20 protein-coding genes are annotated in these 26517 nt (G+C 60.4%); 7 read left to right on the top strand and 13 right to left on the bottom strand.

What is annotated here, in order from left to right:
• Positions 1-11: 11 nt before the first annotated feature.
• The 9 genes from gltB to H8F23_RS22570 all read right to left on the bottom strand — a co-directional run bounded on the left by gltB (position 12) and on the right by H8F23_RS22570 (position 13053).
• Complete coding sequence (gene gltB, locus H8F23_RS22610) at positions 12-4457, bottom strand: glutamate synthase large subunit (protein WP_194935824.1); 4446 nt, start codon at positions 4455-4457, stop codon at positions 12-14.
• 350 nt (positions 4458-4807) lie between these two features.
• The gene (locus H8F23_RS22605) at positions 4808-6397 is read right to left on the bottom strand and encodes an AAA family ATPase (RefSeq protein ID WP_194935823.1); all 1590 of its coding nucleotides are present in this window, start codon (positions 6395-6397) and stop codon (positions 4808-4810) included.
• A 10-nt stretch (positions 6398-6407) separates the two neighbouring features.
• Positions 6408-7508, bottom strand: coding sequence for a 3-dehydroquinate synthase (aroB, locus tag H8F23_RS22600; protein WP_093430081.1), 1101 nt, complete (start codon positions 7506-7508; stop codon positions 6408-6410).
• A gap of 152 nt (positions 7509-7660) precedes the next feature.
• Complete coding sequence (gene aroK / locus H8F23_RS22595) at positions 7661-8179, bottom strand: shikimate kinase AroK (protein ID WP_011332081.1); 519 nt, start codon at positions 8177-8179, stop codon at positions 7661-7663.
• 4 nt (positions 8180-8183) lie between these two features.
• Positions 8184-10265 carry a type IV pilus secretin PilQ family protein gene (gene pilQ, locus H8F23_RS22590; RefSeq protein ID WP_194935822.1) on the bottom strand — a complete coding sequence of 694 codons (2082 nt, stop codon included), beginning with the start codon at positions 10263-10265 and terminating at the stop codon, positions 8184-8186.
• A gap of 13 nt (positions 10266-10278) precedes the next feature.
• On the bottom strand, positions 10279-10806 hold the full coding sequence (locus tag H8F23_RS22585) for a pilus assembly protein PilP (RefSeq protein WP_194935821.1): 528 nt from the start codon (positions 10804-10806) through the stop codon (positions 10279-10281).
• Positions 10803-11426 carry a type 4a pilus biogenesis protein PilO gene (gene pilO / locus H8F23_RS22580; protein WP_099757776.1) on the bottom strand — a complete coding sequence of 208 codons (624 nt, stop codon included), beginning with the start codon at positions 11424-11426 and terminating at the stop codon, positions 10803-10805. The genes H8F23_RS22585 and pilO overlap by 4 nt, the downstream gene beginning before the upstream one ends.
• Positions 11423-11989, bottom strand: a complete 567-nt coding sequence (locus H8F23_RS22575; RefSeq protein ID WP_194935820.1) for a PilN domain-containing protein — start codon at positions 11987-11989, stop codon at positions 11423-11425. Before H8F23_RS22575 ends, pilO begins: the two co-directional genes overlap by 4 nt.
• Positions 11989-13053 (bottom strand): pilus assembly protein PilM, encoded by a 1065-nt coding sequence (locus H8F23_RS22570; protein WP_093430076.1) that lies wholly within the window; start codon positions 13051-13053, stop codon positions 11989-11991. The genes H8F23_RS22575 and H8F23_RS22570 overlap by 1 nt, the downstream gene beginning before the upstream one ends.
• Before the next feature lie 219 nt (positions 13054-13272).
• Here H8F23_RS22570 and H8F23_RS22565 point away from each other — a divergent pair, with 219 nt between their 5' ends.
• Entirely contained in the window at positions 13273-15717 is a 2445-nt protein-coding gene (locus H8F23_RS22565; protein ID WP_407692566.1) for a penicillin-binding protein 1A, read from the top strand.
• A gap of 343 nt (positions 15718-16060) precedes the next feature.
• On the opposite strand, the gene H8F23_RS22560 is transcribed toward H8F23_RS22565, so the two are convergent.
• The 3 genes from H8F23_RS22560 to rpmE form a co-directional block, all read right to left on the bottom strand.
• Positions 16061-17329, bottom strand: a complete 1269-nt coding sequence (locus H8F23_RS22560; protein ID WP_064117089.1) for a malic enzyme-like NAD(P)-binding protein — start codon at positions 17327-17329, stop codon at positions 16061-16063.
• 183 nt (positions 17330-17512) lie between these two features.
• The gene (locus H8F23_RS22555) at positions 17513-18295 is read right to left on the bottom strand and encodes a thermonuclease family protein (RefSeq protein WP_194935818.1); all 783 of its coding nucleotides are present in this window, start codon (positions 18293-18295) and stop codon (positions 17513-17515) included.
• Between the two features lie 41 nt (positions 18296-18336).
• Positions 18337-18558: a 50S ribosomal protein L31 gene (rpmE, locus tag H8F23_RS22550; RefSeq protein WP_016772055.1), complete on the bottom strand. Its 222-nt coding sequence runs from the start codon at positions 18556-18558 to the stop codon at positions 18337-18339.
• Positions 18559-18846: 288 nt separating this feature from the next.
• Here rpmE and H8F23_RS22545 point away from each other — a divergent pair, with 288 nt between their 5' ends.
• Positions 18847-21066: a primosomal protein N' gene (locus tag H8F23_RS22545; protein ID WP_194935817.1), complete on the top strand. Its 2220-nt coding sequence runs from the start codon at positions 18847-18849 to the stop codon at positions 21064-21066.
• A gap of 93 nt (positions 21067-21159) precedes the next feature.
• Here the strand turns inward: H8F23_RS22545 and H8F23_RS29055 are convergent, their stop codons facing one another.
• Complete coding sequence (locus H8F23_RS29055; RefSeq protein ID WP_256579857.1) at positions 21160-21282, bottom strand: hypothetical protein; 123 nt, start codon at positions 21280-21282, stop codon at positions 21160-21162.
• On the opposite strand from H8F23_RS29055, the gene argS reads away from it, so the two are divergent.
• The 5 genes from argS to H8F23_RS22520 all read left to right on the top strand — a co-directional run bounded on the left by argS (position 21281) and on the right by H8F23_RS22520 (position 26409).
• Entirely contained in the window at positions 21281-23017 is a 1737-nt protein-coding gene (gene argS, locus H8F23_RS22540) for an arginine--tRNA ligase (RefSeq protein ID WP_194935816.1), read from the top strand. The genes H8F23_RS29055 and argS overlap by 2 nt on opposite strands.
• A 1-nt stretch (position 23018) precedes the next feature.
• On the top strand, positions 23019-23735 hold the full coding sequence (locus H8F23_RS22535) for an SPOR domain-containing protein (protein WP_007909385.1): 717 nt from the start codon (positions 23019-23021) through the stop codon (positions 23733-23735).
• Between the two features lie 220 nt (positions 23736-23955).
• The gene (gene hslV / locus H8F23_RS22530; RefSeq protein ID WP_016984593.1) at positions 23956-24486 is read left to right on the top strand and encodes an ATP-dependent protease subunit HslV; all 531 of its coding nucleotides are present in this window, start codon (positions 23956-23958) and stop codon (positions 24484-24486) included.
• A 54-nt stretch (positions 24487-24540) separates the two neighbouring features.
• On the top strand, positions 24541-25878 hold the full coding sequence (gene hslU, locus H8F23_RS22525) for an ATP-dependent protease ATPase subunit HslU (protein WP_064388878.1): 1338 nt from the start codon (positions 24541-24543) through the stop codon (positions 25876-25878).
• A gap of 153 nt (positions 25879-26031) precedes the next feature.
• Entirely contained in the window at positions 26032-26409 is a 378-nt protein-coding gene (locus H8F23_RS22520) for a gamma-butyrobetaine hydroxylase-like domain-containing protein (protein WP_093430072.1), read from the top strand.
• Positions 26410-26517 lie beyond the last annotated feature (108 nt).

Here is a 26517-nt window from a genome sequence, read left to right as displayed (position 1 = left end):
TCAGGCGCATATCACTGCGGGTTGGCACGAGTGCTGGAAAGCAACGATTTCAGGTTGGCAGCCTTGGGCTTGACCAGCCAGAAACGGCGCAGGTAGTCATCGAGGTTTTCGGCGAGTTCACGACCCCACTCGCTATCGGTTTCCGCGACGTACTCGTTCAGCACGTTTTGCAGGTGGCTGCGATAGGCTTCCATCGCCTCGCCGCTGATCCGCTGGATTTCCACCAGTTCGTGGTTGACCCGGTCAACGAAGGTGTTGTCCTGATCGAGCACGTAGGCGAAACCACCGGTCATGCCAGAGCCGAAGTTGTAACCGGTCTTGCCCAGCACGCAGACAAAACCACCGGTCATGTACTCACAGCAGTGATCGCCAGTGCCTTCCACAACCGTGTGGGCACCGGAGTTACGCACGGCGAAACGCTCGCCTGCGGTGCCGGCGGCGAACAACTTGCCGCCAGTGGCGCCGTACAGACAGGTGTTGCCGATGATGGCGCTTTCCTGAGTTTTGTAAACGCTGCCCTTCGGCGGCACGATGGTCAGCTTGCCACCGGTCATGCCTTTGCCGACGTAGTCGTTGGCGTCGCCTTCGAGGTACATGTTCAGACCGCCGGCGTTCCACACGCCGAAGCTCTGGCCCGCCGTGCCCTTGAAGCGGAAGGTGATCGGCGCTTTCGCCATCCCTTGGTTGCCATGCTTGCGGGCGATTTCGCCGGAGATCCGCGCGCCGATCGAACGGTCGCAGTTGCAGATGTCCAGATCGAACTCGGCGCCGCTCATGTCGTTGATCGCCGACGAGGCCATCTCGACCATTTTCTCGGCCAGCAAACCTTGGTCGAACGGCGGGTTGCGCTCAACACCGCAGAACTGCGGTTTGTCTGCCGGGATGTGATCGCTGCCCAACAGCGGCGTCAGATCCAGGTGGTTCTGCTTGGCGGTCTGGCCTTCGAGGGTTTCCAGCAGATCGGTACGACCGATCAGCTCTTCGAGGGAGCGTACGCCGAGCTTGGCCAGCCACTCACGGGTTTCCTCGGCGACGTAGGTGAAGAAATTCACCACCATGTCGACGGTACCGATGTAGTGATCCTTGCGCAGCTTCTCGTTCTGCGTCGCAACGCCGGTGGCGCAGTTGTTCAGGTGGCAGATACGCAGGTACTTGCAACCCAGCGCGATCATTGGCGCAGTACCGAAGCCGAAGCTTTCAGCGCCGAGGATTGCAGCCTTGATCACGTCGAGGCCGGTTTTCAGGCCGCCGTCGGTCTGCACCCGGACTTTGCCGCGCAGGTCGTTGCCGCGCAGGGTCTGGTGAGTTTCGGCGAGGCCGAGTTCCCACGGTGCGCCGGCGTACTTGATCGAAGTCAGCGGCGAAGCACCGGTGCCACCGTCGTAGCCGGAGATAGTGATCAAGTCCGCATAGGCCTTGGCCACACCAGCGGCGATGGTGCCGACGCCTGCTTCAGCTACCAATTTCACCGAAACCAGTGCCTTCGGGTTGACCTGCTTCAGGTCGAAAATCAGCTGCGACAAGTCTTCGATCGAGTAGATGTCGTGGTGCGGCGGTGGCGAAATCAAGGTCACGCCCGGCACTGCGTAACGCAGTTTGGCGATCAGCCCGTTCACTTTACCGCCCGGCAGTTGCCCGCCCTCACCCGGCTTGGCGCCTTGCGCAACCTTGATCTGCAGCACTTCGGCGTTGACCAGGTATTCCGGGGTTACGCCGAAACGGCCAGTGGCGACCTGCTTGATTTTCGAGCTCTTGATGGTGCCGTATCGCGCCGGGTCTTCACCACCTTCGCCGGAGTTGGAACGCGCACCGAGGCGGTTCATGGCTTCGGCCAGGGCTTCGTGAGCTTCCGGCGACAAGGCGCCCAGCGAGATACCGGCGGAGTCAAAGCGCTTGAGCACCGATTCCAGCGGTTCGATTTCACTGATGTCCAGCGGCGTGTCGAGGGTCTTGACCTTGAACAGATCGCGGATCATCGACACCGGACGGTTGTCCACCAGCGAGGTGTATTCCTTGAACTTGGCGTAGTCGCCCTGCTGCACGGCGGCTTGCAGGGTGTTGACCACGTCCGGGTTGTACGCGTGATATTCGCCACCGTGGACGAACTTCAGCAGACCACCCTGCTGGATCGGCTTGCGCGGACTCCAGGCTTCGCTGGCGAGCGCTTTCTGTTCGGCTTCGATGTCGACGAAACGCGCACCTTTGATGCGGCTCGGCACGCCACGGAAGCTCAGGTCGCAGACTTCTTCGGACAGGCCAATGGCCTCGAACAGCTGCGCACCACGGTACGAAGCGATGGTCGAAATGCCCATCTTCGACAGGATTTTCAGCAGACCTTTGGTGATGCCCTTGCGGTAGTTCTTGAACACCTCGTAGAGGTCGCCCAGCACTTCACCGGTACGGATCAGGTCGCCCAGCACTTCGTAGGCCAGGAACGGATAGACCGCCGAGGCGCCGAAGCCGATCAGCACCGCAAAGTGATGCGGGTCACGGGCGGTTGCGGTTTCAACAAGGATGTTGGAATCGCAACGCAGGCCTTTTTCGGTCAGACGGTGGTGCACCGCACCGGTCGCCAAGGATGCGTGGATCGGCAGTTTGCCCGGGGCAATATGGCGGTCGCTCAGAACGATCTGGGTACGACCGGCGCGCACGGCTTCTTCAGCCTGATCGGCAACGTTGCGGATCGCCGCTTCGAGGCCAACGCTTTCGTCGTAGTTGAGGTCGATGATCTGCCGCTCGAAACCCGGGCGGTCGAGGTTCATCAGCGAGCGCCACTTGGCCGGCGAGATCACCGGCGAGCTGAGGATCACGCGCGAAGCATGCTCCGGCGACTCCTGGAAAATGTTGCGCTCGGCACCAAGGCAGATTTCCAGCGACATCACGATCGCTTCACGCAGCGGGTCGATCGGCGGGTTGGTGACCTGCGCGAACTGCTGACGGAAATAGTCGTACGGCGTGCGCACACGTTGCGAGAGCACGGCCATCGGCGTGTCATCGCCCATCGAGCCAACGGCTTCGTAGCCTTGCTCGCCGAGCGGACGCAGGACCTGATCGCGCTCTTCGAACGTGACCTGATACATCTTCATGTATTGCTTGAGCTGATCGACGTCGTAAAACGCCGAACCGTGGTCGTTGTCTTCCATGGTCGCCTGAATGCGCAGGGCATTCTTGCGCAGCCATTGCTTGTACGGATGACGGGACTTCAGACGGTTGTCGATCGCATCGGTGTCGAGGATCTGCCCGGTTTCGGTGTCCACGGCGAAGATCTGGCCAGGGCCGACACGGCCTTTGGCAATCACGTCTTCAGGCTTGTAGTCCCACACGCCGATTTCCGACGCGAGGGTGATGAAACCGTTGGTGGTGGTGACCCAGCGTGCCGGGCGCAGACCGTTACGGTCGAGCAGGCACACCGCGTAGCGACCGTCGGTCATGACCACTCCGGCCGGGCCGTCCCACGGTTCCATGTGCATCGAGTTGTACTCGTAGAACGCACGCAGATCCGGGTCCATGGTTTCGACGTTCTGCCACGCAGGCGGAATGATCATCCGCACGCCACGGAACAGGTCGATGCCACCGGTGACCATCAGTTCGAGCATGTTGTCCATGCTCGAGGAGTCGGAACCGACACGGTTGACCAGCGGGCCGAGTTCTTCCAGATCCATCAGATCGTTGGTGAACTTGGTCCGACGGGCCTGCGCCCAGTTACGGTTACCGGTAATGGTGTTGATCTCGCCGTTGTGGGCGAGGAAGCGGAATGGCTGGGCCAGCGGCCATTTCGGCAGGGTGTTGGTGGAGAAGCGCTGGTGGAACACGCAGATCGCGGTTTGCAGGCGCTCGTCACTCAAATCTGGATAGAACGCCGCCAGATCAGCCGGCATCATCAGGCCTTTATAGATGATGGTCTTGTGCGAAAAGCTGCAAATGTAGTGGTCGGAGTCGACGGCGTTGGCCACCGACGAACGACGACGTGCACTGAACAACTTCACGGCCATGTCCTGATCGCTCAGGCCTTCGCCGCCGATGTACACCTGCTCGATTTGCGGCAGACGCTCAAGGGCCAGGCGACCGAGGACGCTGGTGTCGATCGGCACTTTGCGCCAGCCGATCAGCTGCAGGCCTTCAGCAAGGATCTCGCGGTTCATGTTCTCGCGAGCGGCTTCGGCCTTGGCCGGATCCTGGTTGAAGAAGACCATGCCCACCGCGTATTGCTTGGGCAACTCGACGCTGAAGGTTTCCTGGGCAATGGCGCGCAGGAACGCATCAGGTTTTTGAATCAGCAGACCGCAACCGTCACCGGTCTTGCCGTCGGCATTAATCCCACCGCGGTGGGTCATGCAGGTCAGGGCCTCGATGGCCGTTTGCAAAAGGGTATGACTGGGCTCGCCCTGCATGTGGGCTATCAGGCCGAAACCGCAGTTATCCTTGAATTCATCTGGTTGGTACAGACCTGCTTTCATAGACACTTTCTCACCAGGCTGCCTCTTTTCGAGGCAAATTTCTTTTCAATTCAACCACTTGCGTCCTGCGCCGAACGTACGCCGGCTTGGCGGGGGCAAAAGGGTGGTCATTGTACACAGCGACACAGAGGCTCACAAATTTGACGACGAAATGTCGCAAATTCATGTCGCATTTGTGAAAGGTTTAAAGCGATCTGCTGTGCTAGTCAAAACTTTTTTAATTTTGACTGCAACGACTCAAAGACTACTGTAACGCAGACACCACAAGGCACGCGGTCTGTAGAGACGGCGCGCACTCGTAGAAATTTTGAGGTGCTTGGAGAGGCGGCCTGGGTAAGGCCGCCGAATCTTCAGCGAGTTGTTGCCAGTTCCTGTTGGACGCTGGCGACAGTGCGAGGCCAAGGTTTACCAGCCTGAACCTTCGCTGGCAAGGCCTTGATGGCAGAAACGGCTGCATCACGATTGGCGAAGTTGCCGTAGGTGATCACATAGAGAGGCTTGCCGTTGAGCACTTTCTTGAAATAACGGTACTCGCCGCCCTGCTCTTTGACGAAGTTTTGCGCTGCCGCTTCAGAGCTGGTGCCGAGGATCTGCACCACGTAGTTGCCGGTCGGCTGACCGGCGTACCAGCTGCCACCGGCGGCTTTGGCAACGGTCACCGGCTTCTCGGCCGGTTTCGCAGCAGCGACTGGTTTGGCTGGCGCTGGAGCCGGTTTGGCCACTGGCGCGGCCGGAGCAGGCTTGGCGGTGGCAACCTGAGCAGGAGCAGGAGTCGGTTTGGCGGCCGGCAACGGAACCGGTGTCGGCGCGGGACCGGCCGGAACGCCCGCCGGTGGCGCGGAAGTGGTCACGGTCGGCGGAGTCGCGCTGGAACCTTCCAGCGGCACGCCATCGTCGCCTTCGGTAATACCGCCAGCCGCCTCGGCCAACGGGCCGCGCATGACCGGTTGCGAGTTACCGACCAGCGGCAACGGCATCGGTTGCGTATTGCCGGCGAACTCGACGTTCGGTGCGCCGCCATTGGCACCCTGCCCCAAAGGCAACTGTGCCTGTTCATTGGCAGGAGCGCCGGTGGTTGGCGCCTTGTTGCGACCCGGCATCAACCAGGCGGCGGCGACCGCGACCACAACGACGGCGGAAATCGCCAATACGTGTTTCTTCGGCATGTTGAACCCCATACTTGGACGCTTGACCGCAGAGCGGCTGGCAATCATGACTTCGATCAGAGCATCGCGAGCGACCTGGTTGATATTGCCCGGCCAACCCTCGGCACTTTCGTGAATATCAGAGATCTGATCCGCGGTGAAAAGTTCGACACCCCGGCCGGCACCTTCGAGCCGTTGGTCGAGATATTCGCGGGTTTCTTCTTCGGTGTACGGCTGCAGCTCGATGACATGGAAACGCTCTTCCTCAAGGTGCAACGCCTCGAGCTGAGCGATCAGCGACGACTCACCGAACAGGAACACATGCGGGCGACCTTCCGGTGCGCCGGCACCCAGCGCCATCAGCGCTTCGAGAGCGGACTCGTCGAGTTGCTCAGCGTCGTCCACCAACAGATAGACTTCCTGGCCGGTCAGTGCGAGTTGCACCACTTGATCGAGAATCGCGCCAACTTCGGCCTGAGCGACGTTCAGCGCCTGCGCCACCTGGCGCAGCACGCCAGCGGCATCACCGGCACCACGGGCGGAAACCACCACGCTCTGCACCGACTGTTTGTTGGTGCTGGCGACCAGCGCCTGACGCAGCAAGGTTTTGCCGCTGCCTTGCGGGCCGGTGACCACCAGCAGCAACTGGCTGTAACGCGCCAGATGATGCAGTTGACCCAGCACCGGTTTGCGCTGGGCCGGGAAGAACTTGAAGCCCGGCACGCGTGGCGCGAACGGGTCGTGACTTAACTGGAAATGGCCGAGGAACGCCTCGTCGGCATGCAAACTAGTCATTGGAATCTTTTCAACCTTTAAGCTGAGCCAGGGCGCGGTAATCCGCTCCCAGCGTGGCCTGTAGAACCTCTTTCGGATAATCGTCGGTCACTACCGCTTCGCCCATCCGGCGCAGCAGCACCAGGCGCAGACGACCGTCGATCACTTTTTTGTCGATTGCCATGTGTTGAAGAAAATCGGCTTCGGTCATTTCAGTCGGCGGCACCACTGGCAAGCCGGCGCGCTGGAACAGACGAATACCGCGATCACGCTCCTCGTCACTGATCCAGCCCAGACGCGCGGACATCTCCAGCGCCATCACGGTGCCAGCCGCGACCGCTTCCCCGTGCAACCAGACACCATAGCCCATGTGGGTCTCGATGGCGTGGCCGAAAGTGTGGCCGAGGTTGAGCGTGGCACGTACCCCGGTTTCTTTCTCATCGGCGCCAACGACCGCAGCCTTGGCCGCGCAAGAGCGCTCGATCGCGTAAGTCAGGGCTTTCTGATCCAGCGCGCGCAGGGCATCGACGTTTTCTTCGAGCCAGGTCAGGAACGGCTCGTCGCAGATCAGCCCGTACTTGATGACTTCGGCCAGACCGGCAGACAGTTCGCGCTCTGGCAGGGTTTTCAGGGACGCCGTATCGATCAGCACCACGTTCGGCTGGTAGAACGCGCCGACCATGTTCTTGCCCAGTGGATGGTTGATACCGGTCTTGCCGCCCACCGAAGAATCGACCTGGGACAGCAGGGTGGTAGGAATCTGGATGAAGTCGACGCCGCGCTGGTAACAGGCAGCGGCAAAACCGGCCATGTCGCCGATCACACCGCCGCCCAAGGCGATCACGGTGGTGCGGCGGTCATGACGGGCAGTCAGCAGGCCGTCGAAGATCAGTTGCAGGGTTTCCCAGTTCTTGAAGGCTTCGCCGTCCGGCAGCACCACGGAGATCACCGAGAACTGCGCCAGGCTGCGGGTCAGACGTTCAAGATAGAGCGGCGCAACGGTCTCGTTGGAGATGATTGCCACCTGCCGCCCATGGATATGCGGAGCCAGCAGCTCGGGCTGATCCAACAAACCTTCGCCAATATGAATCGGGTAGCTGCGCTCGCCTAGATCGACCTTGAGTGTCTGCATGTGTCCCCACAGTGAAGATGGAAGCAGGCGTCCTGCCCTGAATTATTGGTTGTCTGCGGCCTATAGCGCGTATGACGCCGCTCGCACGCCATCCGCCACAACCTCGGCGGACTGTGACAGGACGCCGAGGATAGCGCATTTCGAGCGATGCTTTAACGGGGAGGAAGCTGCGCCAGACGATCGAGAATGTCGAGCACCACCATACGTGGCGGCCGCTCGTCGGTTTCCACCACCAGATCGGCAATTTCCCGATAAAGCGGATCGCGGATCGCCAGCAGATCACGCAGGGTTTTTTCCGGATTGGCGGTACGCAGCAACGGCCGGTTGCGGTCGCGCGACGTGCGGCCGACCTGCTGCTCCACAGAGGCATGCAGATACACCACTCGCCCACCCTCATGCAGGGCCTTGCGATTGGCATCGCGCATGACTGCGCCACCGCCGGTCGCCAGCACCACGCCATCGAACGCGCACAGCTCGGCGATCATCGCCTGCTCACGGTCACGAAAGCCGGGTTCGCCTTCCTTGTCGAAGATCCACGGGATATTGGCGCCCGTGCGCAATTCAATTTCCTTGTCGGAATCTTTGAACGGCAGGCGCAGCTCTTTGGCCAGTAACCGGCCGATGGTGCTTTTGCCAGCACCCATCGGTCCTACAAGAATCAAATTTCGCACAGAATCAACGACTCACAGCAATCGCCTGGTTATTCATGATACGTGGTGTGAGAAATACCAGCAGCTCGGATTTTTTCTCCGATACCACATCACGCCGGAAAAGGCGGCCAAGATACGGCACATCGCCAAGAAATGGCACCTTATCTACGACCTTGCTTTGAGTATTTGAGAAAACGCCCCCAATCACGATGGTTTCGCCGTCGTTGACCAGCACCTTGGCGTTGACCTCGTTTTTCTTGATCGGCGGCACATCCTGCACTTTGTTCAGGTAATCCGGTTCGTCCTTGGTGACCTTGACCTCCATGATGATGCGGTTATCGGGGGTGATCTGCGGGGTGACTTCCAGTGACAGCGAGGCTTCCTTGAACGACACCGACGTCGCGCCGCTGGAACTGGCTTCCTGATACGGAATCTCGGTGCCTTTGAGGATTTTTGCGGTTTCCTTGTCGGAGGTGACCACCTTCGGCTGCGAGACGATTTCGCCGTTACCGGTCTTCTCCATCGCGGTCAGCTCGAGATCGAGGAGCACGTTGTCGGTGATGAAGGCGATGCCGATCCCTGAGGTATTGCCCACCGTGCCCATGTCGACGAACGGCGAGTTGGTGCTGGTGCTGCCCGGCGTACCGATGGTCGACGATGTGCCGTTGCTCACGCCCGAGGTGTTCCAGTTGCCCTTGTTCTGGATCGAACCGCCCCAGCGCACGCCCAGACTTTTGTCGTAATCAACGTTGGCCTCGACAATCCGCGCTTCGATCATCACCTGACGCACCGGAATATCCAGCTGTGCCACGATCCGCCGCAGTTCGTCGAGGCGATCCTGAGTCTGGTAGGCAATGATGTTGTTGGTCCGCTCGTCGACGGTAATCGAACCGCGCTCGTCGATTTTCGCCTCGGCACTGGTCACCGACTGGAACAGCTTGGCGATGTCCGCGGCTTTGGCGTAATTCACTTGCAGCAACTCACGACGCAACGGCGCCAGTTCGGCGATCTGCTTCTGCGACTCCAGTTCCTGACGCTCGCGGGCAGCGATTTCATCTGCCGGAGCCACTAGCAGCACATTACCGATCTTGCGCTTATCCAGGCCCTTGGTTTTCAACACCAGATCCAGGGCCTGATCCCACGGCACATTTTGCAGGCGCAAGGTGATGCCACCCTGCACCGTGTCGCTGGCAACCAGATTGAGGTTGGTGAAGTCGGCGATCAGTTGCAGCACCGAGCGCACGTCAATGTCCTGGAAGTTCAGCGAGAGCTTTTCGCCGACGTACGCCTGGCGGTCAGCGTTACGCTTTTGCAGGTCATCGACAGTCATCGGGCGGATGCTGACGGTCAGTTTGTTGTCGGTCTGGAAGGTGGAGTACTCGTAGGTGCCACTGGGTTCAACGGTAATGACTGTGCGATCAGCGGTTACTCCGGCATTGACGAACTGCACCGGAGTGGCGAAATCCTTGACGTCGAGGCGTACCCGCAACTTGTCCGGCAACTGCGTACGGGCGAAGCTGAGGATGATCTTGCCGTCATGCTCCTGGATATCCGGAGCAATGGTCGGGTCGGACAGGTCGATGACCACATTGCCTTCCCCCGCCGTACCACGCTGGAAGTCCACACCGCGAATCGCCCGGCTTTTCGGCACAAAGGCCTTGGCGGGTGCGGCCGCTTTGGCCGTAGTGCGGGGCGCAACGGCTGCAGGGCGCGACGCAGTTGCCGGTGCGCCCTGACCGACCACCACGAACAGGTTATTGCCTTCGACCCGCGTGGTGTAAGGCGCCAATTGCGTCAGGCTGACAATCAGCCGCGTGCGCTCCTTGGCCTCAACCACAGTGGCGGTGCGCGCATTGCCACTGCCCAGATCGAGGTTCTTGCTGGCCAACTGACTGGCGACACCGGGCAGGTCCAGCGCAATCCGCGCCGGCGATTCGGTGGTGTAGCCCTTGGGCTGTGGTGGCGGGCCGTCGAACGACAACTTCAGCTCGACGCGATCACCCGGCAACGCCGCCACGTCCAGCGTCTTCAGATTGGCCGCGAGTACCATCGGCGACATCAGCGCTATCCATAGCGAAAAACCGAGGGTGGAGAAAATCCTGTTCATTGTTCGACTTCCACTATGAGTGCTCTTTCAAAGGAATGGTGCGCGGACGCTCCAGCCAGGCGCCTTCGCCGTCGGGGACGATTTCGACGACATCGACCTGGGTGGCGCTGATAGCGACGATGCGGCCGTCATTGCGCCCCAGGTAATCGCCGACTTTCAGCCGATGCACCCCGCCCGCCCCGCGCAACAGCGCAAAGGAGCCGGAAACATTGGAGATCGTGCCGACCATCTCGAACTGCTCGATGTTGAAACCTTCGAGGTACTGCTTGACCCGATTGGGATCGGGCTTGACGTTGCGTGAGCCTTGTTTCTGCCCGGCCAGATCAACCCGCACCTGGCGCGAGAACGGACTGCGCAGGTTGGCTGCGCTGTAAGTGAATGTCGGGTAAGACCGGAATGTCGGGGTTGGTTCAATTTTGCCTGCCGGGCGCAGGCGTACTTCATTCAGGTAGGCATCAAGATCGCTGAAGTCATTGCTGCCACCACAACCGTTCAGCGCGAGCAGCGTCATCGACAACGCGATGTAGCGAATCGGGCTCATTTCTGCAGCCCCTTGTCGTTATACCGGTAGGTCTTGGCAAGGATGCTCATGCGCAGCTTCGGCCCACCCTCTTTATCGGCCGGCGCGAGCTCGAAATCGTGCAAGGTGACAATGCGTGGCAGCCCGGCCACGCCACTGACGAAGGTCGCAAGGTCGTGATAGGCACCGGTGACGGTGATCTGGATCGGCAGCTCGATGTAAAACTGCTGGGTGACCTCCGGCAGCAGTTTGATCTCTTCGAACTCCAGGCCGCTGCCCAGCCCCGTGCGGGTGATGTCTTCGAGCAGGCCCGGCACTTCGGTGTCACTGGGCAATTGGCGCAACAGCACGCCAAAGGTGTTTTCCATCTCCTTCATTTGTTGGGTGTACAACTCAAGGTTGGCCGAAAGGCGTGCCTTGCTGGCGAACTGCTCCTTGAGCGTGGCTTCTTCCTCGCGCTTGGCTTCGAGCTGGTTTTCCAGGTCACTGATGAAAAAGTTATAACCGAGCGCCAGGACCAACACCATCAACAGCGCCCCGGCGATGGCTTTCACTGCTGCCGGCCATGAGCCGATGTTGCTGGTATCGAGGTCGTTGAAATCGATGTCGCGCAGACTTTCCAGCCATTCGGACGGCTTCATTGCTCGTCCTCCACGGTGCGGGGCTGGGTCTGTCGTACCGTCAGCTCAAAGGTGTTGGCCTGATCCACCTGCCCTGCAGTCGTCGCCTTCACCTCGTTGAGGCTCGGTGCGTCGAACCAGTCGGAAGCCTCCAGATTGCGCATCAGGTCCGAGACCCGGTTGTTCGATTCCGCAGCGCCACTGATCGACAGGGTTTTGCCGACCATCTTCACATCGGTGAAATACACCCCGTCCGGCAGCGTGCGCGCCAGTTGATCGAAGATGCGCCCGCTGATCTGCCGGTTGCCCTGCAAGTCCTGGATGATGCGCATGCGCTCGACCAGTTGCTGACGGCGCGCCTTGAGTTCACTGATCTGCTTGATCCGTTCGTCGACCACGGCGATCTGTTTGGCGATGTAGTCGTTGCGCGCCACTTGCTGCTCAATCGCCGCACTGATGATCTGATCGGCGATGAGCACCGCACCGACCGAGCCGGCCAACACGCCGATCAAGGCCAGCAGAAAGCGCTTGCGCCGCTCTTCGCGACGTTCCTCGCGCCAGGGTAGGAGGTTGATCCGCGCCATCAGTCGAAACTCCTGAGCGCGAGCCCGCAGGCGATCATCAGCGCCGGCGCGTCGCTGGCCAAAGCCCCGGCGTTGACTTTGCTGCTCAAGGCCATGTTGGCAAACGGGTTGGCTACTTGTGTCGGTGTGCTCAGGCGCTGCTCGATCAGCCGATCCAGCCCGGGCACTGAAGCCGTGCCGCCGGCCAGCAGAATGTGATCGACCGCGTTGTATTGCCCCGAGGCGAAGAAGAACTGCAGCGAGCGCGACACTTGCTGCACCAGCGCCTCGCGAAACGGTTGCAAGACCTCGCTGATGTAATCATCGGGCAGGCCACCCTGTTTTTTCGCCAGCCCCGCTTGTTCGAGGGTCAGGCCATAGCGGCGCTGGATTTCCTCGGTCAGTTGCCGGCCGCCGAACAATTGCTCGCGGGTATAGATGATCTTGCCATTGTGCAGGACGCTGAGCGTGGTCATGGTCGCGCCGATGTCGACCACCGCGACAGTCAGACGCTCCTGAGACGCCGCCAGTTGCGTGGCCAGCAAGCCGAACGAGCGCTCCAGCGCATAGGCTTCGACGTCGACCACCCGTGCAGTCAGCCCGGCCAGAGCCAGCGCCGCTTCGCGGACTTCGACGTTTTCCTTGCGACAGGCAGCGAGCAACACGTTGACCCGCTCAGGGTTGCGCGGTGACACGCCCTGGACTTCGAAATCGATGGCGACTTCGTCCAGCGGGTAGGGAATGTACTGATCGGCCTCGATCTTGAGCTGGTTTTCCAGCTCGTCGTCGGACAGCCCGGCGTCCATCTCGATGATCTTGGTGATCACGGCGGAACCGGCCACTGCGACTGCCACGCTCTTGAGCCCGGTGCGCGCCTTGACCAGTAAACGGCTCAGGGCCTGACCGACGCCTTCAAGCTCGGCGATGTTCTTTTCGACCACGGCGTTGACTGGCAATGGCTCTACCGCATACGCCTCGACCCGGTAGCGATCACCCTGACGGCTCAGTTCCAGCAGCTTCACTGACGTGGAACTGATGTCGATCCCCAGTAACGTATTGGCCTTTTTATTGAAGAGTCCCAGCACTACCAATTCCCTATGACTTTCCGTGAGTTACGGACTCTGTAATACGCATTGCGTTCCTTCACCCCGTCTTGACAGAAGCGCAAATGACGCCCCCAGCAGAAAAGTGCTTATAATGCCCAGCGTTTTTTTCCGCTTTTTACTGCAAGCGCGGATGGCTCTGTGTGTAGCCGGAGCCCCGTCGCCAAATTCATTCTTTGCACTGGATGTCCAAAAGCCTTGATTCGTCTGCTGAAATTTTTCGGTTGGTCCATCGTCGCCGTTTTCTGCGGACTGCTTTTAGGTCTCAGCGGCGCGTTTCTTTACCTTAGTCCGGGTTTGCCTTCTGTGGAGGCTCTGCGAAGCATTCAGTTGCAGATTCCACTGCGGGTCTACTCCAGCGACAACAAGTTGATCGCCGAATTTGGCGAAATGCGCCGTACACCGATCCGTTTCGCCGACATTCCCCCCAATTTCATTAATGCGTTACTAAGTGCTGAAGACGACAATTTCGCCAACCACTATGGCGTCGATCCGAGCAGCCTGATGCGCGCCGCGACCCAACTGGTCAAAAGCGGACACATTCAGTCCGGCGGCAGCACCATCACCATGCAGGTAGCGAAGAACTTCTTCCTGACCAGCGAACGCAGCTTCTCGCGCAAAACCACCGAAATTCTTCTGGCCCTGCAGATCGAGCGGCAGCTGACCAAGGATGAAATCCTTGAGCTGTACGTGAACAAGATCTATCTGGGCAACCGCGCCTATGGCATCGAAGCGGCGGCGCAGGTGTATTACGGCAAGTCGATCCGTGATGTCAGCCTGGCGCAGATGGCGATGATCGCCGGCCTGCCGAAAGCCCCGTCGCGCTTCAACCCCCTGGCCAACCCGGCACGCAGCAAAGAACGCCGCGACTGGATCCTAGGGCGCATGTACAAGCTCGGCAAGATCAGCGAAGCCGACTACACCGCTGCGATCAATGAGCCGCTGAACGCCAGCTATCACGTGCCGACCCCGGAAGTGAATGCACCGTATATCGCTGAAATGGCCCGTGCCGAGATGGTCGGCCGTTATGGCAGCGACGCTTACACCGAAGGTTTCCGCGTCACCACCACGGTGCCGAGCAACCTGCAGGAAATGGCCAACACCGCGCTGCACGAAGGTTTGATGACCTACGACCAGCGTCACGGCTACCGTGGCCCCGAATCGCGCCTGCCGGGCAAGACCCGTGAGGCCTGGGCCAACGAACTGACCAAGCAGCGCACCATCAGCAGCCTCGAGCCGGCCATCGTCACCCAGGTCGACAAGAACGGCCTGCAGGTGCTGACCCGCACCGGCGAAGAACACGTCGCCTGGGACACCATGAAATGGGCACGACCGTTCCTCAACACCAACAGCATGGGCGCCAATCCGCGCCAGCCGTCGGATGTCGCGGCGGTCGGTGATCTGGTTCGCGTGCAGCGTCAGAAAGACAATTCACTGAAGTTCAGCCAGATCCCGCAGGCGCAAGGTGCGCTGGTGTCGCTGGATCCGCAGAACGGCGCGATTCGCTCGCTGGTCGGCGGCTTCGCCTTCGAACAGAGCAACTACAACCGTGCGATGCAGGCCAAGCGTCAGCCGGGCTCGAGCTTCAAGCCGTTCGTCTACAGCGCCGCGCTGGATAGCGGCTACACCGCTGCCACGCTGGTCAACGATGCGCCGATCGTGTTCGTCGACGAGTACCTGGACAAGGTCTGGCGCCCGAAGAACGACACCAACACCTTCCTCGGCCCGATCCGTTTGCGTGAGGCGCTGTACAAGTCGCGCAACCTGGTGTCGATTCGCTTGTTGCAGGCGATGGGCGTAGGCAAGACCATCGACTACATCACCCGTTTCGGCTTCAACAAGCAGGATCTGCCGCCCAACCTGTCACTGGCGCTGGGTACCGCGACGCTGACACCAATGGAAATTGCGACCGGTTGGAGTACGTTCGCCAACGGCGGTTACAAGATCACCCCGTACATCATCGACAAGATCGAAAGCCGTAATGGCGACACGCTGTTCGTCGCCAACCCGCCAACCGTGCCTCAGGGCGGTTCGGCGACGGACGGTATCGCCGCACCGCACACCGATTCGTTTACGGTCAACGCCACACCGGTTGCCGGCGAAGTGCCGGGCAGCACGGCCGTGCCGCAAACACCGGCAGTGGCCGAGCGAATTGTCGATGGCCGCACCACCTACATCCTCAACAGCATGTTGCAGGACGTGATCAAGCTTGGCACCGGCCGTCGCGCGTTGGCCATGGGCCGCAGCGATATCGCCGGTAAAACCGGTACCACCAACGAATCGAAAGACGCGTGGTTCTCTGGTTACAACGCCGATTACGTGACCACCGTGTGGACTGGCTTTGACCAGCCGGAGAGCCTCGGTCGTCGCGAGTTCGGCGGCACTGTGGCGCTGCCGATCTGGATGAACTACATGTCGGCTGCGCTGAAGGACAAGCCGCCGCACGTGCAGCCTGAGCCGGAAGGTTTGCTGAGCCTGCGCGTGGACCCGGTCAGTGGCCGAGCGGCGACGCCGAGCACGCCAGGCGCGTATTTCGAGCTGTTCAAGTCTGAAGACACGCCGCCGTCGGTGAATGAGCTGGGTAATGGCGCCGTACCGGGCAGCCCGCTGCCAGCGGATGAGCAGGCGCCAATCGATCTGTTCTGATCCAGCTTCATTGAAAAGCCCCGCCTTCGGTTGAAGTGCGGGGCTTTTTATTGCCTGAAGATCAAGAGCCCCTCACCCTAGCCCTCTCCCGGAGGGAGAGGGGACCGACCGCGAGAGATTCGCAAGTTACACCGACCTGAAAGTGCATCAGCGCCTATGGATTCAAAACAATACGTTCAGGTCGGCGTAGCTCGCAAGCATCCCCCAATCAGTCCCCTCTCCCCCTGGGAGAGGGTTAGGGTGAGGGCCCTTGTTGATATGAAATGCGATCCTGAAAATTCCCAAAAACAAAAAAGCCCCGACTCTCACGAGCCGGGGCTTTCGTTTGAAGCGCTACAACGGCTTAGCCGTTGAACACGTCATCCACGCTTTTCAGCGGGTAGTTCTTCGGATACGGCAGAGTGGCCACACCGGTCTCGATTGCGGCTTTGGCCACAGCGTCGGAGATCAGGGTGATCAGGCGCTTGTCCATTGGCTTCGGAATGATGTACTCACGGCCGAATTCCAGCGGCGCGCCACCGTAGGCATCGCACACGTCCTGTGGAACAGGCAGCTTGGCCAGTTCACGCAGGGCATTGGCGGCCGCCACTTTCATTTCTTCGTTGATGCGCTTGGCGCGAACGTCCAGAGCACCACGGAAGATGAACGGGAAGCCCAGTACGTTGTTGACCTGGTTCGGGTAGTCCGAACGGCCGGTAGCCATGATCACGTCGCTACGGGTAGCGTGCGCCAGCTCCGGGGAGATTTCCGGATCCGGGTTCGAGCAGGCGAACACGATCGGGTTGGCCGCCATCGACAGCAGGCCTTCAGCGCTCAGCAGGTTCGGGCCGGACAGACCGACGAACACGTCAGCGCCTGCCAGTGCGTCAGCCAGGCTGCGCTTGTCGGTGGCGTGAGCGAATACTGCTTTGTACTGGTTCAGGTCGTCACGGCCGGAGTGGATCACGCCGGTACGGTCAACCATGAAGATGTTTTCGATGCGTGCACCCATGCTCACCAGCAGTTTCATGCAGGAGATGGCCGCAGCGCCGGCGCCCAGGCAAACAATCTTGGCTTCCGGCAGGGTTTTGCCAGCGATTTCCAGGGCGTTGATCATGCCCGCAGCAGTCACGATCGCAGTGCCGTGCTGGTCATCGTGGAACACCGGAATGTCGCACTGTTCGATCAGAGCGCGTTCGATCTCAAAGCACTCTGGCGCCTTGATGTCTTCCAGGTTGATACCACCGAAAGTGATGGAGATGCGTTTTACGGTATCGATGAAGGCTTGCGGGCTTTCGGAGTCGACTTCGATGTCGAAAACGTCGATGCCGGCGAAGCGCTTGAACAGTACGCCTTTACCTTCCATTACTGGCTTGGAAGCCAATGGGCCGAGGTTGCCCAGACCGAGAATCGCGGTGCCATCGGAAATGACTGCAACCAGGTTGCCCTTGCCGGTGTATTTGTAGGCCAGTTCAGGATCGCGAGCGATCTCACGCACTGGTTCAGCTACGCCGGGGCTGTAGGCCAGCGACAAGTCGCGAGCGGTAGCAGTGGCCTTGGTGAGCTCGACACTCAGCTTCCCTGGACGAGGATTGGCATGATATTCGAGAGCGGCAGTTTTCAGATCAGACATTTTGGCATTCCGCTTTTTACTGTTGGACAGACTGGTCAGCGAGGATACGCGCCTCGCAAAGTCCCCACAAGACTGAGCGGTCACCCCTGTCAAGCGCCCTGCCCTACGACTTTGGGCCAAGAGCCACGGCGCACAAGGGCTGGACTGTTCACAATCGACAGAAAAAATGTCTACAATTTTTCTTCAGCGCGGCGTTTGCAACATCGAAGGATCCGTCAACGGAAGCAGCCAGCGCGACTGGCCGGATTGCAATCCACCGCGCCGGGAACGATCAACGATCCAGCCGCGAGCCTCGATCTGCTTGCCTTTCAACGCCTGCAACCGGGCATTGTCAAATTGTCCGACCAGATTGGGAGCAACGCGCAATACAAGCGAGTCCTGCAACTCGATCCAGATTCCGCCACGATTGCGCTGAACCTTGCTCACACGTCCACTGATCACGGCGAAACCCGAGCGCTGGATCTGCTCCGCTTTCAGTACAGGTGATTGCCGCCAGAGGCCCAGCCCGGCCTTTCGCGCACTACGTTCGGCGGCTTGCTGACAGGCAACAAGATCGACATTCGGCGCAACCGCGACCTGGAAACCGAGGCCATCGGCGAGCATTTGCGCTTCGAGATTGGCGCCGCTGGTGCTGTAAATATGCGCGAGCGTACGCCCGTAATGGTCTTTGGCTTGCTTGCCGGGCAGTAAACCGACGCGTCCGTCACTGGCATCAACCAGCGCTTGCAGGCGTTTGCGTGCGGCTACAGCAAACGGTTCGTCGCTGCGGCCCTGCTTGCCCAGTTCAGGCGTGTTGAGGCCGATCATCCGCACGCTGCGACCGTCGCTCAGGCGCAGCGTGTCGCCATCGACCACGCGCTGCACCGTGACGCTGGTCAGCCCCGCGGGCGCCGGGCAAAAGGCCTGAGCGCCGGATAGCCAAATCGCAGACACAAAAAAGGCGCCCGCGAGGGACGCCTTTTTCATCAGTCTGGAGAAGCCGAAACGACTTTCCAAAATGATCAGCCTCAGGCTTTTTTGCCGACGCCGAAAGTAGCGAAACGGTCTGCGAACTTCTGCACACGGCCGCCGGTATCCAGAGTCTTCTGCTTACCGGTGTAGAACGGGTGGCATTCGTTGCAAACGTCGATCGCCAGGGCTTTGCCGTAGGTCGAACGAGTTTCGAACTTGTTACCGCACGAGCAGGTAACAGCGATTTCTGGGTAATTCGGGTGAATTTCGGCTTTCATGGTGTATTCCTCAGGCTAGCGTGCCGCCACCCAACACTATTGTTGAATACCGCACGTAATTAGGCCGCGGATTCTACCAGACCTTTTCAATCACGCAAGCTGTCACCGAGACCGACCGTCTGCTAGGCTCCCGGCCCAATACGCGATTCCCTTGTAGGAGTGAGGCTGCTCGCGATAGCGGTATTTCAGACGACATAAATGTTGAATGACAGACCGCTATCGCGAGCAGGCTCATTCCTACAAGGTTATGTGCCGAGCCATACCGCCCGTTTATAGAGATCCCCCCGCGTGCCCGACGCCATTCTGCGCCTAGCCCTGCCTTCACCCTTGCGCCGCCTGTTCGACTATCGAGCGCCGGCCGGCGTGCTGCGTGAGCAATTGCAGCCGGGCATGCGCCTGCGAGTGCCGTTCGGTCGACGCGAGATGATCGGGATTCTGGTCGAGGTCACGGACACCAGCGAAGTGCCGGTGGAGAAACTGAAACCAGCGCTGGCCCTGCTCGACGCCACAGCGCCACTGCCACCGGCGCTGTTCAAGCTGTGCCTGTGGACGTCGCAGTATTATCAGCACAGCCTCGGCGACACCCTGAGCTGGGCGCTGCCAGTCCTGCTGCGCCAAGGCGAGCTGGCCGAGGCGCGGCAGGAACGTTTCTGGTCGATCGTCCCCGGCGCCAGCCTTGATGATCCGCGCATCGCCCGCGCCCCGCGCCAGCGTGAGGCCTTGGCGACACTGGCCCAGCACCCCCACGGCGTCGCCCATCAGTTGCTGAGCAAACTGATGCTGAGCAAGGACAGCCTTGATCTGCTGCTGGCGAAAAATCTGGTGCAAGTGGAAATCCGCCGGCATGCACCCGGCGTGCGCCATGAGCATTGGCTGGCGCAGCCGGAATTGCCGCTGAACGCCGAACAGCGCGCCGCCTACGAGGCGATCCGCGCCGGGTTCGACAGTTATCACGCATTCCTGCTGGCCGGGGTCACCGGCAGCGGCAAGACCGAAGTCTATTTGCAACTGATCCGCGAAACCCTCGAAGCCGGCAAACAGGCGCTGGTGCTGATCCCGGAGATCAACCTCGGCCCGCAGACCCTGGCGCGTTTCGAGCAGCGCTTCAACGCGCGCATCGCCCTGCTGCACTCGGCGGTCAATGATCGCGAGCGCCTCGACGCCTGGCTCGCCGCCCGCGATGGCGAGGCCGACATTATTATCGGCACCCGCTCGGCGCTGTTCACGCCGATGAAAAATCCCGGGCTGATCATCATCGATGAAGAGCACGACGGCTCATATAAACAGCAGGAAGGTTTGCGCTACCACGCCCGCGATCTGGCGCTGGTGCGTGCGCGGCAGGAAAACATCCCGATCGTCCTCGGTTCCGCGACGCCATCGCTGGAAAGCCTGCACAACGCCTACACCGGCCGTTACGGCCTCTTACGCCTGAATGAACGTGCCGGCGGTGCCAAGCAGCCACGCTTCCTGCGGCTGGATGTGAAAAGCCGTCCACTGGACAGCGGTATTTCCGGGCCGATGCAGCAAGCCATCGGCCAGACCCTCGCCAACGGCCAACAGGTTTTGGTGTTCCTCAATCGTCGCGGTTTCGCGCCGACGTTGCTGTGCCACGATTGCGGCTGGATGTCCGAGTGTTCGCGTTGCGATGCGCGAATGACTGTGCACCAGCGTCATGGCGAGTTGCGCTGCCATCATTGCGGCTATGTCGAGCGCACGCCACGCCAGTGCCCGAAGTGCAACAAGGTCGATTTGCGACCAGTGGGCGCCGGTACCGAGCGCGCCGAGGAACGTCTGGCGATTCTGTTTCCCGACTACCCGGTGCTGCGCGTCGACCGCGACAGTACCTCGCGCAAGGACGCGATGAATCAGTTGTTCGCAACGATTCAGAAGGGCCAGCCGTGCATTCTGGTCGGCACGCAGATGCTCGCCAAGGGTCACCACTTTCCACGGGTGACGCTGGTGTCGATTCTGGATGCTGACGGCGGTCTGTTCTCCGGCGACTTCCGCGCCAGCGAGCGCATGGCGCAGTTGATCGTGCAGGTCGCAGGTCGTGCCGGGCGAGCAGAGGAACCGGGCAAGGTGATCATCCAGACACACCTCGCTGACCATCCTTTATTGGTGCAACTCACCGAACAGGGCTATTTCGCCTTTGCTGAACAGGCCTTGAGCGAGCGCCGCGCCGCCGGGTTGCCGCCGTTTGCGCATCTGGCGTTGTTGCGCGCCGAAGCGCACAAACCGGGGCAAGCGGAAGGTTTTCTCGATGAGGCGTGTAGCGAAGCCGAGCGTTTGCTGGCTGAGCAGAACCTGAGCGGGATCGAATTGCTCGGGCCAGTGCCAGCACCGATGGAACGCCGCGCCGGGCGTTATCGTGCGCAGTTGTTGTTGCAGGCGACAGCACGGGCGCCGCTGCATCGGTTGCTGGCCAGTTGGTTGCTGGTGCTGGAGCAAATGCCGAGCGGGCGCGCGGTGCGCTGGTCGCTGGATGTCGATCCCGTCGATTTGTATTGAAGATCAAAAGATCGCCGCCAGCGGCAACTCTTGCAGGAAAACGCCTATCCCCTTGTAGGAGCCGCCGCAGGCGGCGATCTTTTGATCTGAATGTCACCACATATCCATAAGCTGCCTGCTAAGGTTGGCAAGCCCGTCTTCGCAACGGATAATGCCCAGTTTTTCCACCCGCGCATCGATGCGCCCGCCGCGCTTGCGGTCGAAAGAGAAGACCATGAAAGACACCATTCGCCAGCTGATCCAACAAGCCCTCACCCAACTCGTCAACGAAGGTGTGTTGCCTGAAGGCCTGTCGCCGGCGATCCAGGTGGAGAACGCCCGTGACAAGACCCACGGCGACTTCGCCAGCAACATCGCCATGATGCTGGCCAAGCCTGCGGGTATGAAGCCGCGCGATCTGGCGGAAAAAATCATTGCCGCACTGCCTGCCGACGAGAACGTCACCAAGGCCGAAATCGCCGGCCCGGGCTTCATCAATTTCTTCCAGAACACCCAGGCCTTGGCCAACCGCCTCGATGCCGCACTGGCTGATGCTCACATTGGCGTGCGCAAGGCTGGCCCGGCGCAGCGCACCGTGGTCGACCTGTCGGCACCGAACCTGGCCAAAGAGATGCACGTCGGCCACTTGCGCTCGACCATCATCGGCGACGGCGTGGCCCGCGTACTCGAATTCCTCGGCGATGAAGTGATCCGTCAGAACCACGTTGGCGACTGGGGCACCCAGTTCGGCATGTTGATGGCGTATCTGCAGGAAAACCCGATCACCAGCGACGAGCTGTCTGACCTGGAAAATTTCTACCGCGCCGCCAAACAGCGTTTCGACGAATCCGCAGAATTCGCCGACCGCGCCCGTGGTCTGGTGGTCAAGCTGCAGGCCGGCGATGCCGAGTGCCTGGCGCTGTGGACCAAGTTCAAGGACATCTCGCTGTCGCACTGCCAGAAGATCTACGAACTGCTCAACGTTAAACTGACCATGGCCGACGTGATGGGCGAAAGCGCCTACAACGACGACCTGATCAACGTGGTCAACGACCTGAAAGCCGCTGGCATGCTGGTCGAGAGTAATGGCGCCCAATGCGTATTCCTCGACGAGTTCAAGAACGCCGACGGCGACCCGCTGCCGGTGATCATCGTCAAGGCTGACGGCGGCTACCTCTATGCCACCACTGACCTGGCAGCCGTGCGCTATCGCAGCGGCAAACTGAAAGCCGATCGCGCGCTGTACTTTGTCGACCAGCGTCAGGCCCTGCACTTCCAGCAAGTGTTCGCCGTGGCGCGCAAGGCCGGTTTCGTCACCCATCCGATGGAAATGGAACACATGGGCTTCGGCACCATGAACGGCGCCGACGGCCGTCCGTTCAAGACCCGTGACGGCGGCACCGTGAAGCTGATCGATCTGCTCACCGAAGCGCAGGAACGCGCCTACAGCCTGGTGAAAGAGAAGAACCCGGAGCTGGCCGAAGACGAACTGCGCAACATCGCCAAAGTCGTCGGCATCGGCGCGGTGAAGTACGCCGACCTGTCGAAGCACCGCACCAGCGACTACAGCTTTAACTTCGACCTGATGCTGAACTTCGAAGGCAATACCGCGCCATACCTGCTGTACGCCTACACCCGCGTCGCCGGTGTGTTCCGCAAACTGGGCAAGGACTTCAGCGAAGTCGATGGCCAGATCGTCCTGGAAGCGGCGCACGAACAAGAACTGGCGGCGAAACTGGCGCAGTTCGGCGAAGTGCTGAACAACGTATCCGACAAAGGCACGCCGCACATTCTCTGCACTTATCTGTACGACGTTGCCGGCCTGTTCTCCAGCTTCTACGAGAACTGCCCGATCCTCGCCGCCGAAACCCCGGCCCAGATGCAGAGCCGTCTGCGTCTGGCCGCGCTGACCGGTCGCACCCTCAAGCAAGGCCTGGAGCTGTTGGGTCTGGAAACTCTGGAGCGTATGTAAGTTGGCTGCCAAGAAAAAACCTGCACCCAAGCGTGGCGCCAGCCGTTACCAAGCTCCTGCGAAGCAACCGATTCCGGGTTGGCTGTGGATGGCCATCGGCCTCACGGTCGGCGCGTTCATCGTGTTCCTGATGAAGCTGGAGCCGGGCAAGGGCAGCGACACGGTCAAGCGCGAGAAGGTCGAACAGGCGCAACAGCAGAAAGCATCGAAGATCGCCGAGGCCAACAAGACCCCGCCGAGCCCGACGCAACCGGTGAAGCCGAAGTACGACTTCTACACCCTGCTGCCGGAATCGGAAGTGATCGTGCCGCCGGACGCCGTGCCGGAGAAGACCCTGCCGACGCCACAAGTGCCGGCCATCCCGACCACGCCGGTGACCCCGGCGGAAGCGGCGAAGATCGACACCGCACGCGCGCAGGCCGCACTGGCCGGGATTACCCCGCCGCCAGCACCACCGGTGAGCAAAGCGGCGCCGGTAACCAAGTTCTTCTTGCAGGCCGGATCGTTCCGCAAGGAAACCGATGCCGACAAGGTCCGCGCGCAGATCATTCTGCTCGGTCAGGCCGTAGCGGTTGAGTCCGGCACAGTGAAGGATGAAACCTGGTATCGCGTTTTGGTTGGTCCGTTCAGCAACCGCGAACAACTGACCACGGCACAGAAACAACTGGCCGGCGCCGGCTTCAGCAACCTGTTGTTACAACAACGCCAAAGCCGCTGATTCCCTCCCACACGGGCGCCACAAATCCCCTGTAGGAGCTGCCGAAGGCTGCGATCTTTTGATTTTGTTTCAGATCAAGATCAAAAGATCGCAGCCTTCGGCAGCTCCTACAGGGGGTCGCCGTTCGTCCCTCCGCACCCTCCCCGGTTGAAATCCTCTCCAGCACCCCCATATGAATGGGCATAAGGCACTTTCGCCCCGCTGTGTGGAGACTCTTCCCTTGACCACCATCGTTTCAGTCCGCCGTCACGGCAAAGTCGTCATGGGCGGCGACGGCCAGGTTTCTCTCGGCAATACCGTGATGAAAGGCAACGCGAAAAAAGTCCGTCGCCTGTACCACGGTCAGGTCATCGCTGGTTTTGCCGGTGCCACCGCCGACGCCTTTACCCTCTTCGAACGTTTCGAAGGCCAACTTGAAAAACATCAGGGCCACTTGGTGCGCGCCGCTGTCGAACTCGCCAAAGAATGGCGCACCGACCGCTCCCTGAGCCGCCTCGAAGCCATGCTCGCGGTCGCCAACAAGGACGCCTCGCTGATCATTACCGGCAACGGTGACGTGGTCGAGCCCGAAGATGGCCTGATCGCCATGGGTTCCGGCGGCGGCTACGCGCAAGCCGCGGCCAGTGCCCTGCTGAAAAAGACCGATCTGTCGGCCCGTGAAATCGTCGAAACCGCCCTCGGTATCGCCGGCGACATCTGTGTATTCACCAACCACACTCAGACCATTGAGGAGCAGGATCTCGCTGAATAAGCCTGACGCGGCCCTGTGCCACGGCTTGTTTCTGCTTGAGGACCGTCAATTATTATGTCCATGACTCCCCGCGAAATCGTCCACGAACTCAACCGCCATATCATCGGCCAGGACGATGCCAAGCGCGCCGTCGCGATTGCCCTGCGCAACCGCTGGCGCCGCATGCAGCTGCCTGAAGAGCTGCGCGTTGAAGTGACCCCGAAGAACATCCTGATGATCGGCCCGACCGGTGTCGGTAAAACCGAGATCGCCCGTCGCCTGGCGAAACTGGCCAACGCACCGTTCATCAAGGTCGAAGCGACCAAGTTCACCGAAGTCGGCTACGTCGGTCGTGACGTCGAATCGATCATCCGTGATCTGGCCGACGCCGCGATCAAGATGCTCCGTGAGCAGGAAATGACCCGCGTTCGCCATCGCGCCGAAGACGCTGCCGAGGATCGTATCCTCGACGCACTGCTGCCGCCGGCCCGCATGGGCTTCAGCAATGAAGAAGCGCCGAGCTCCGATTCCAACACCCGTCAGCTGTTCCGCAAGCGCCTGCGCGAAGGTCAGCTGGATGACAAGGAAATCGAAATCGAAGTCGCCGAAGTTGCCGGCATCGAAATTGCCACGCCGCCTGGCATGGAAGAGATGACCAACCAGTTGCAGTCGCTGTTCGCCAACATGGGCAAGGGCAAAAAGAAAGCGCGCAAGCTCAAGGTCAAAGAAGCGCTGAAGCTGGTGCGCGACGAAGAAGCCGGGCGTCTGGTCAACGAAGAAGAGCTGAAGGCCAAGGCGCTGGAAGCCGTTGAACAGCACGGCATCGTGTTCATCGACGAAATCGACAAAGTCGCCAAGCGCGGTAACGTCGGTGGCGCTGATGTGTCCCGTGAAGGCGTACAGCGCGACCTGCTGCCGCTGATCGAAGGCTGCACCGTCAACACCAAACTGGGCATGGTCAAGACTGACCACATCCTGTTTATCGCCTCCGGTGCGTTCCACCTGAGCAAGCCGAGCGATCTGGTGCCTGAGTTGCAAGGTCGTCTGCCGATTCGCGTTGAACTCAAGGCCCTGAGCCCGTCGGACTTCGAACGCATCCTCAGCGAACCGCATGCCTCGCTGACCGAGCAATATTGCGCGCTGCTGAAAACCGAAGGCCTGAACATCCAGTTCCAGCCGGAAGGCATCAAGCGTCTGGCGGAGATCGCCTGGCAGGTCAACGAGAAAACCGAGAACATCGGTGCCCGTCGCTTGCACACGCTGCTTGAGCGTCTGCTGGAAGAGGTTTCGTTCAGTGCCGGCGATCTGGCCAGCACCCACGATGAGAAGCCGATTCTGATCGACGCCGAATACGTCAACAGCCACCTCGGCGAATTGGCGCAGAACGAAGACCTGTCCCGTTATATCCTGTAAGCCATACTTACAGCAGTAGCGGACCCTGTGGGAGCGAGCTTGCTCGCGAAGAGGCCGTGTCAGTCGACATCAATGTTGTCTGACACACCGCTCTCGCGAGCAAGCTCGCTCCCACATTTGCTCAAGGGTCGCCCACACATCGGACGCCAGCCCATGACTCAAATCCCCACCGACATCAAACTGCACAAAGCCTCGAAAACCCTGACGCTCACCTATGCGTCCGGCGAGGAATACACCCTGCCCGCCGAATTCCTGCGCGTGCATTCCCCCTCCGCCGAGGTCCAGGGCCACGGCAAACCGATCCTGCAATTCGGCAAGATCAACGTCGGTCTGAGCAAGCTGGAACCGGCCGGTCACTACGCACTGAAACTGACCTTCGACGACGGTCACGACAGCGGCTTGTTCACCTGGGATTATCTCTACGAGCTGGGGCGACGTTATGACGCACTCTGGGCCGATTATCTGGCCGAGCTCAAAGCCGCCGGAAAAACCCGCGACCCGAGCGAGTCGATCGTCAAGCTGATGCTCTAGTCCGAGCCTTGCGCTCATTAGAGGGCATTTTCTAAATTCATCTGTTTGAATGCTCTGCTGTGTGGCCGAGGATCGGCCTGCTTGCGAAAAAAATTAAACTCGGGTAAC

This window comes from Pseudomonas neuropathica (genome assembly GCF_015461835.1).
Classification (GTDB): Bacteria; Pseudomonadota; Gammaproteobacteria; order Pseudomonadales; family Pseudomonadaceae; genus Aquipseudomonas; species Aquipseudomonas neuropathica.
The sequence above is the reverse complement of the archived record's forward strand: the minus strand, read 5'-3'. Positions and strand labels throughout refer to the sequence as shown.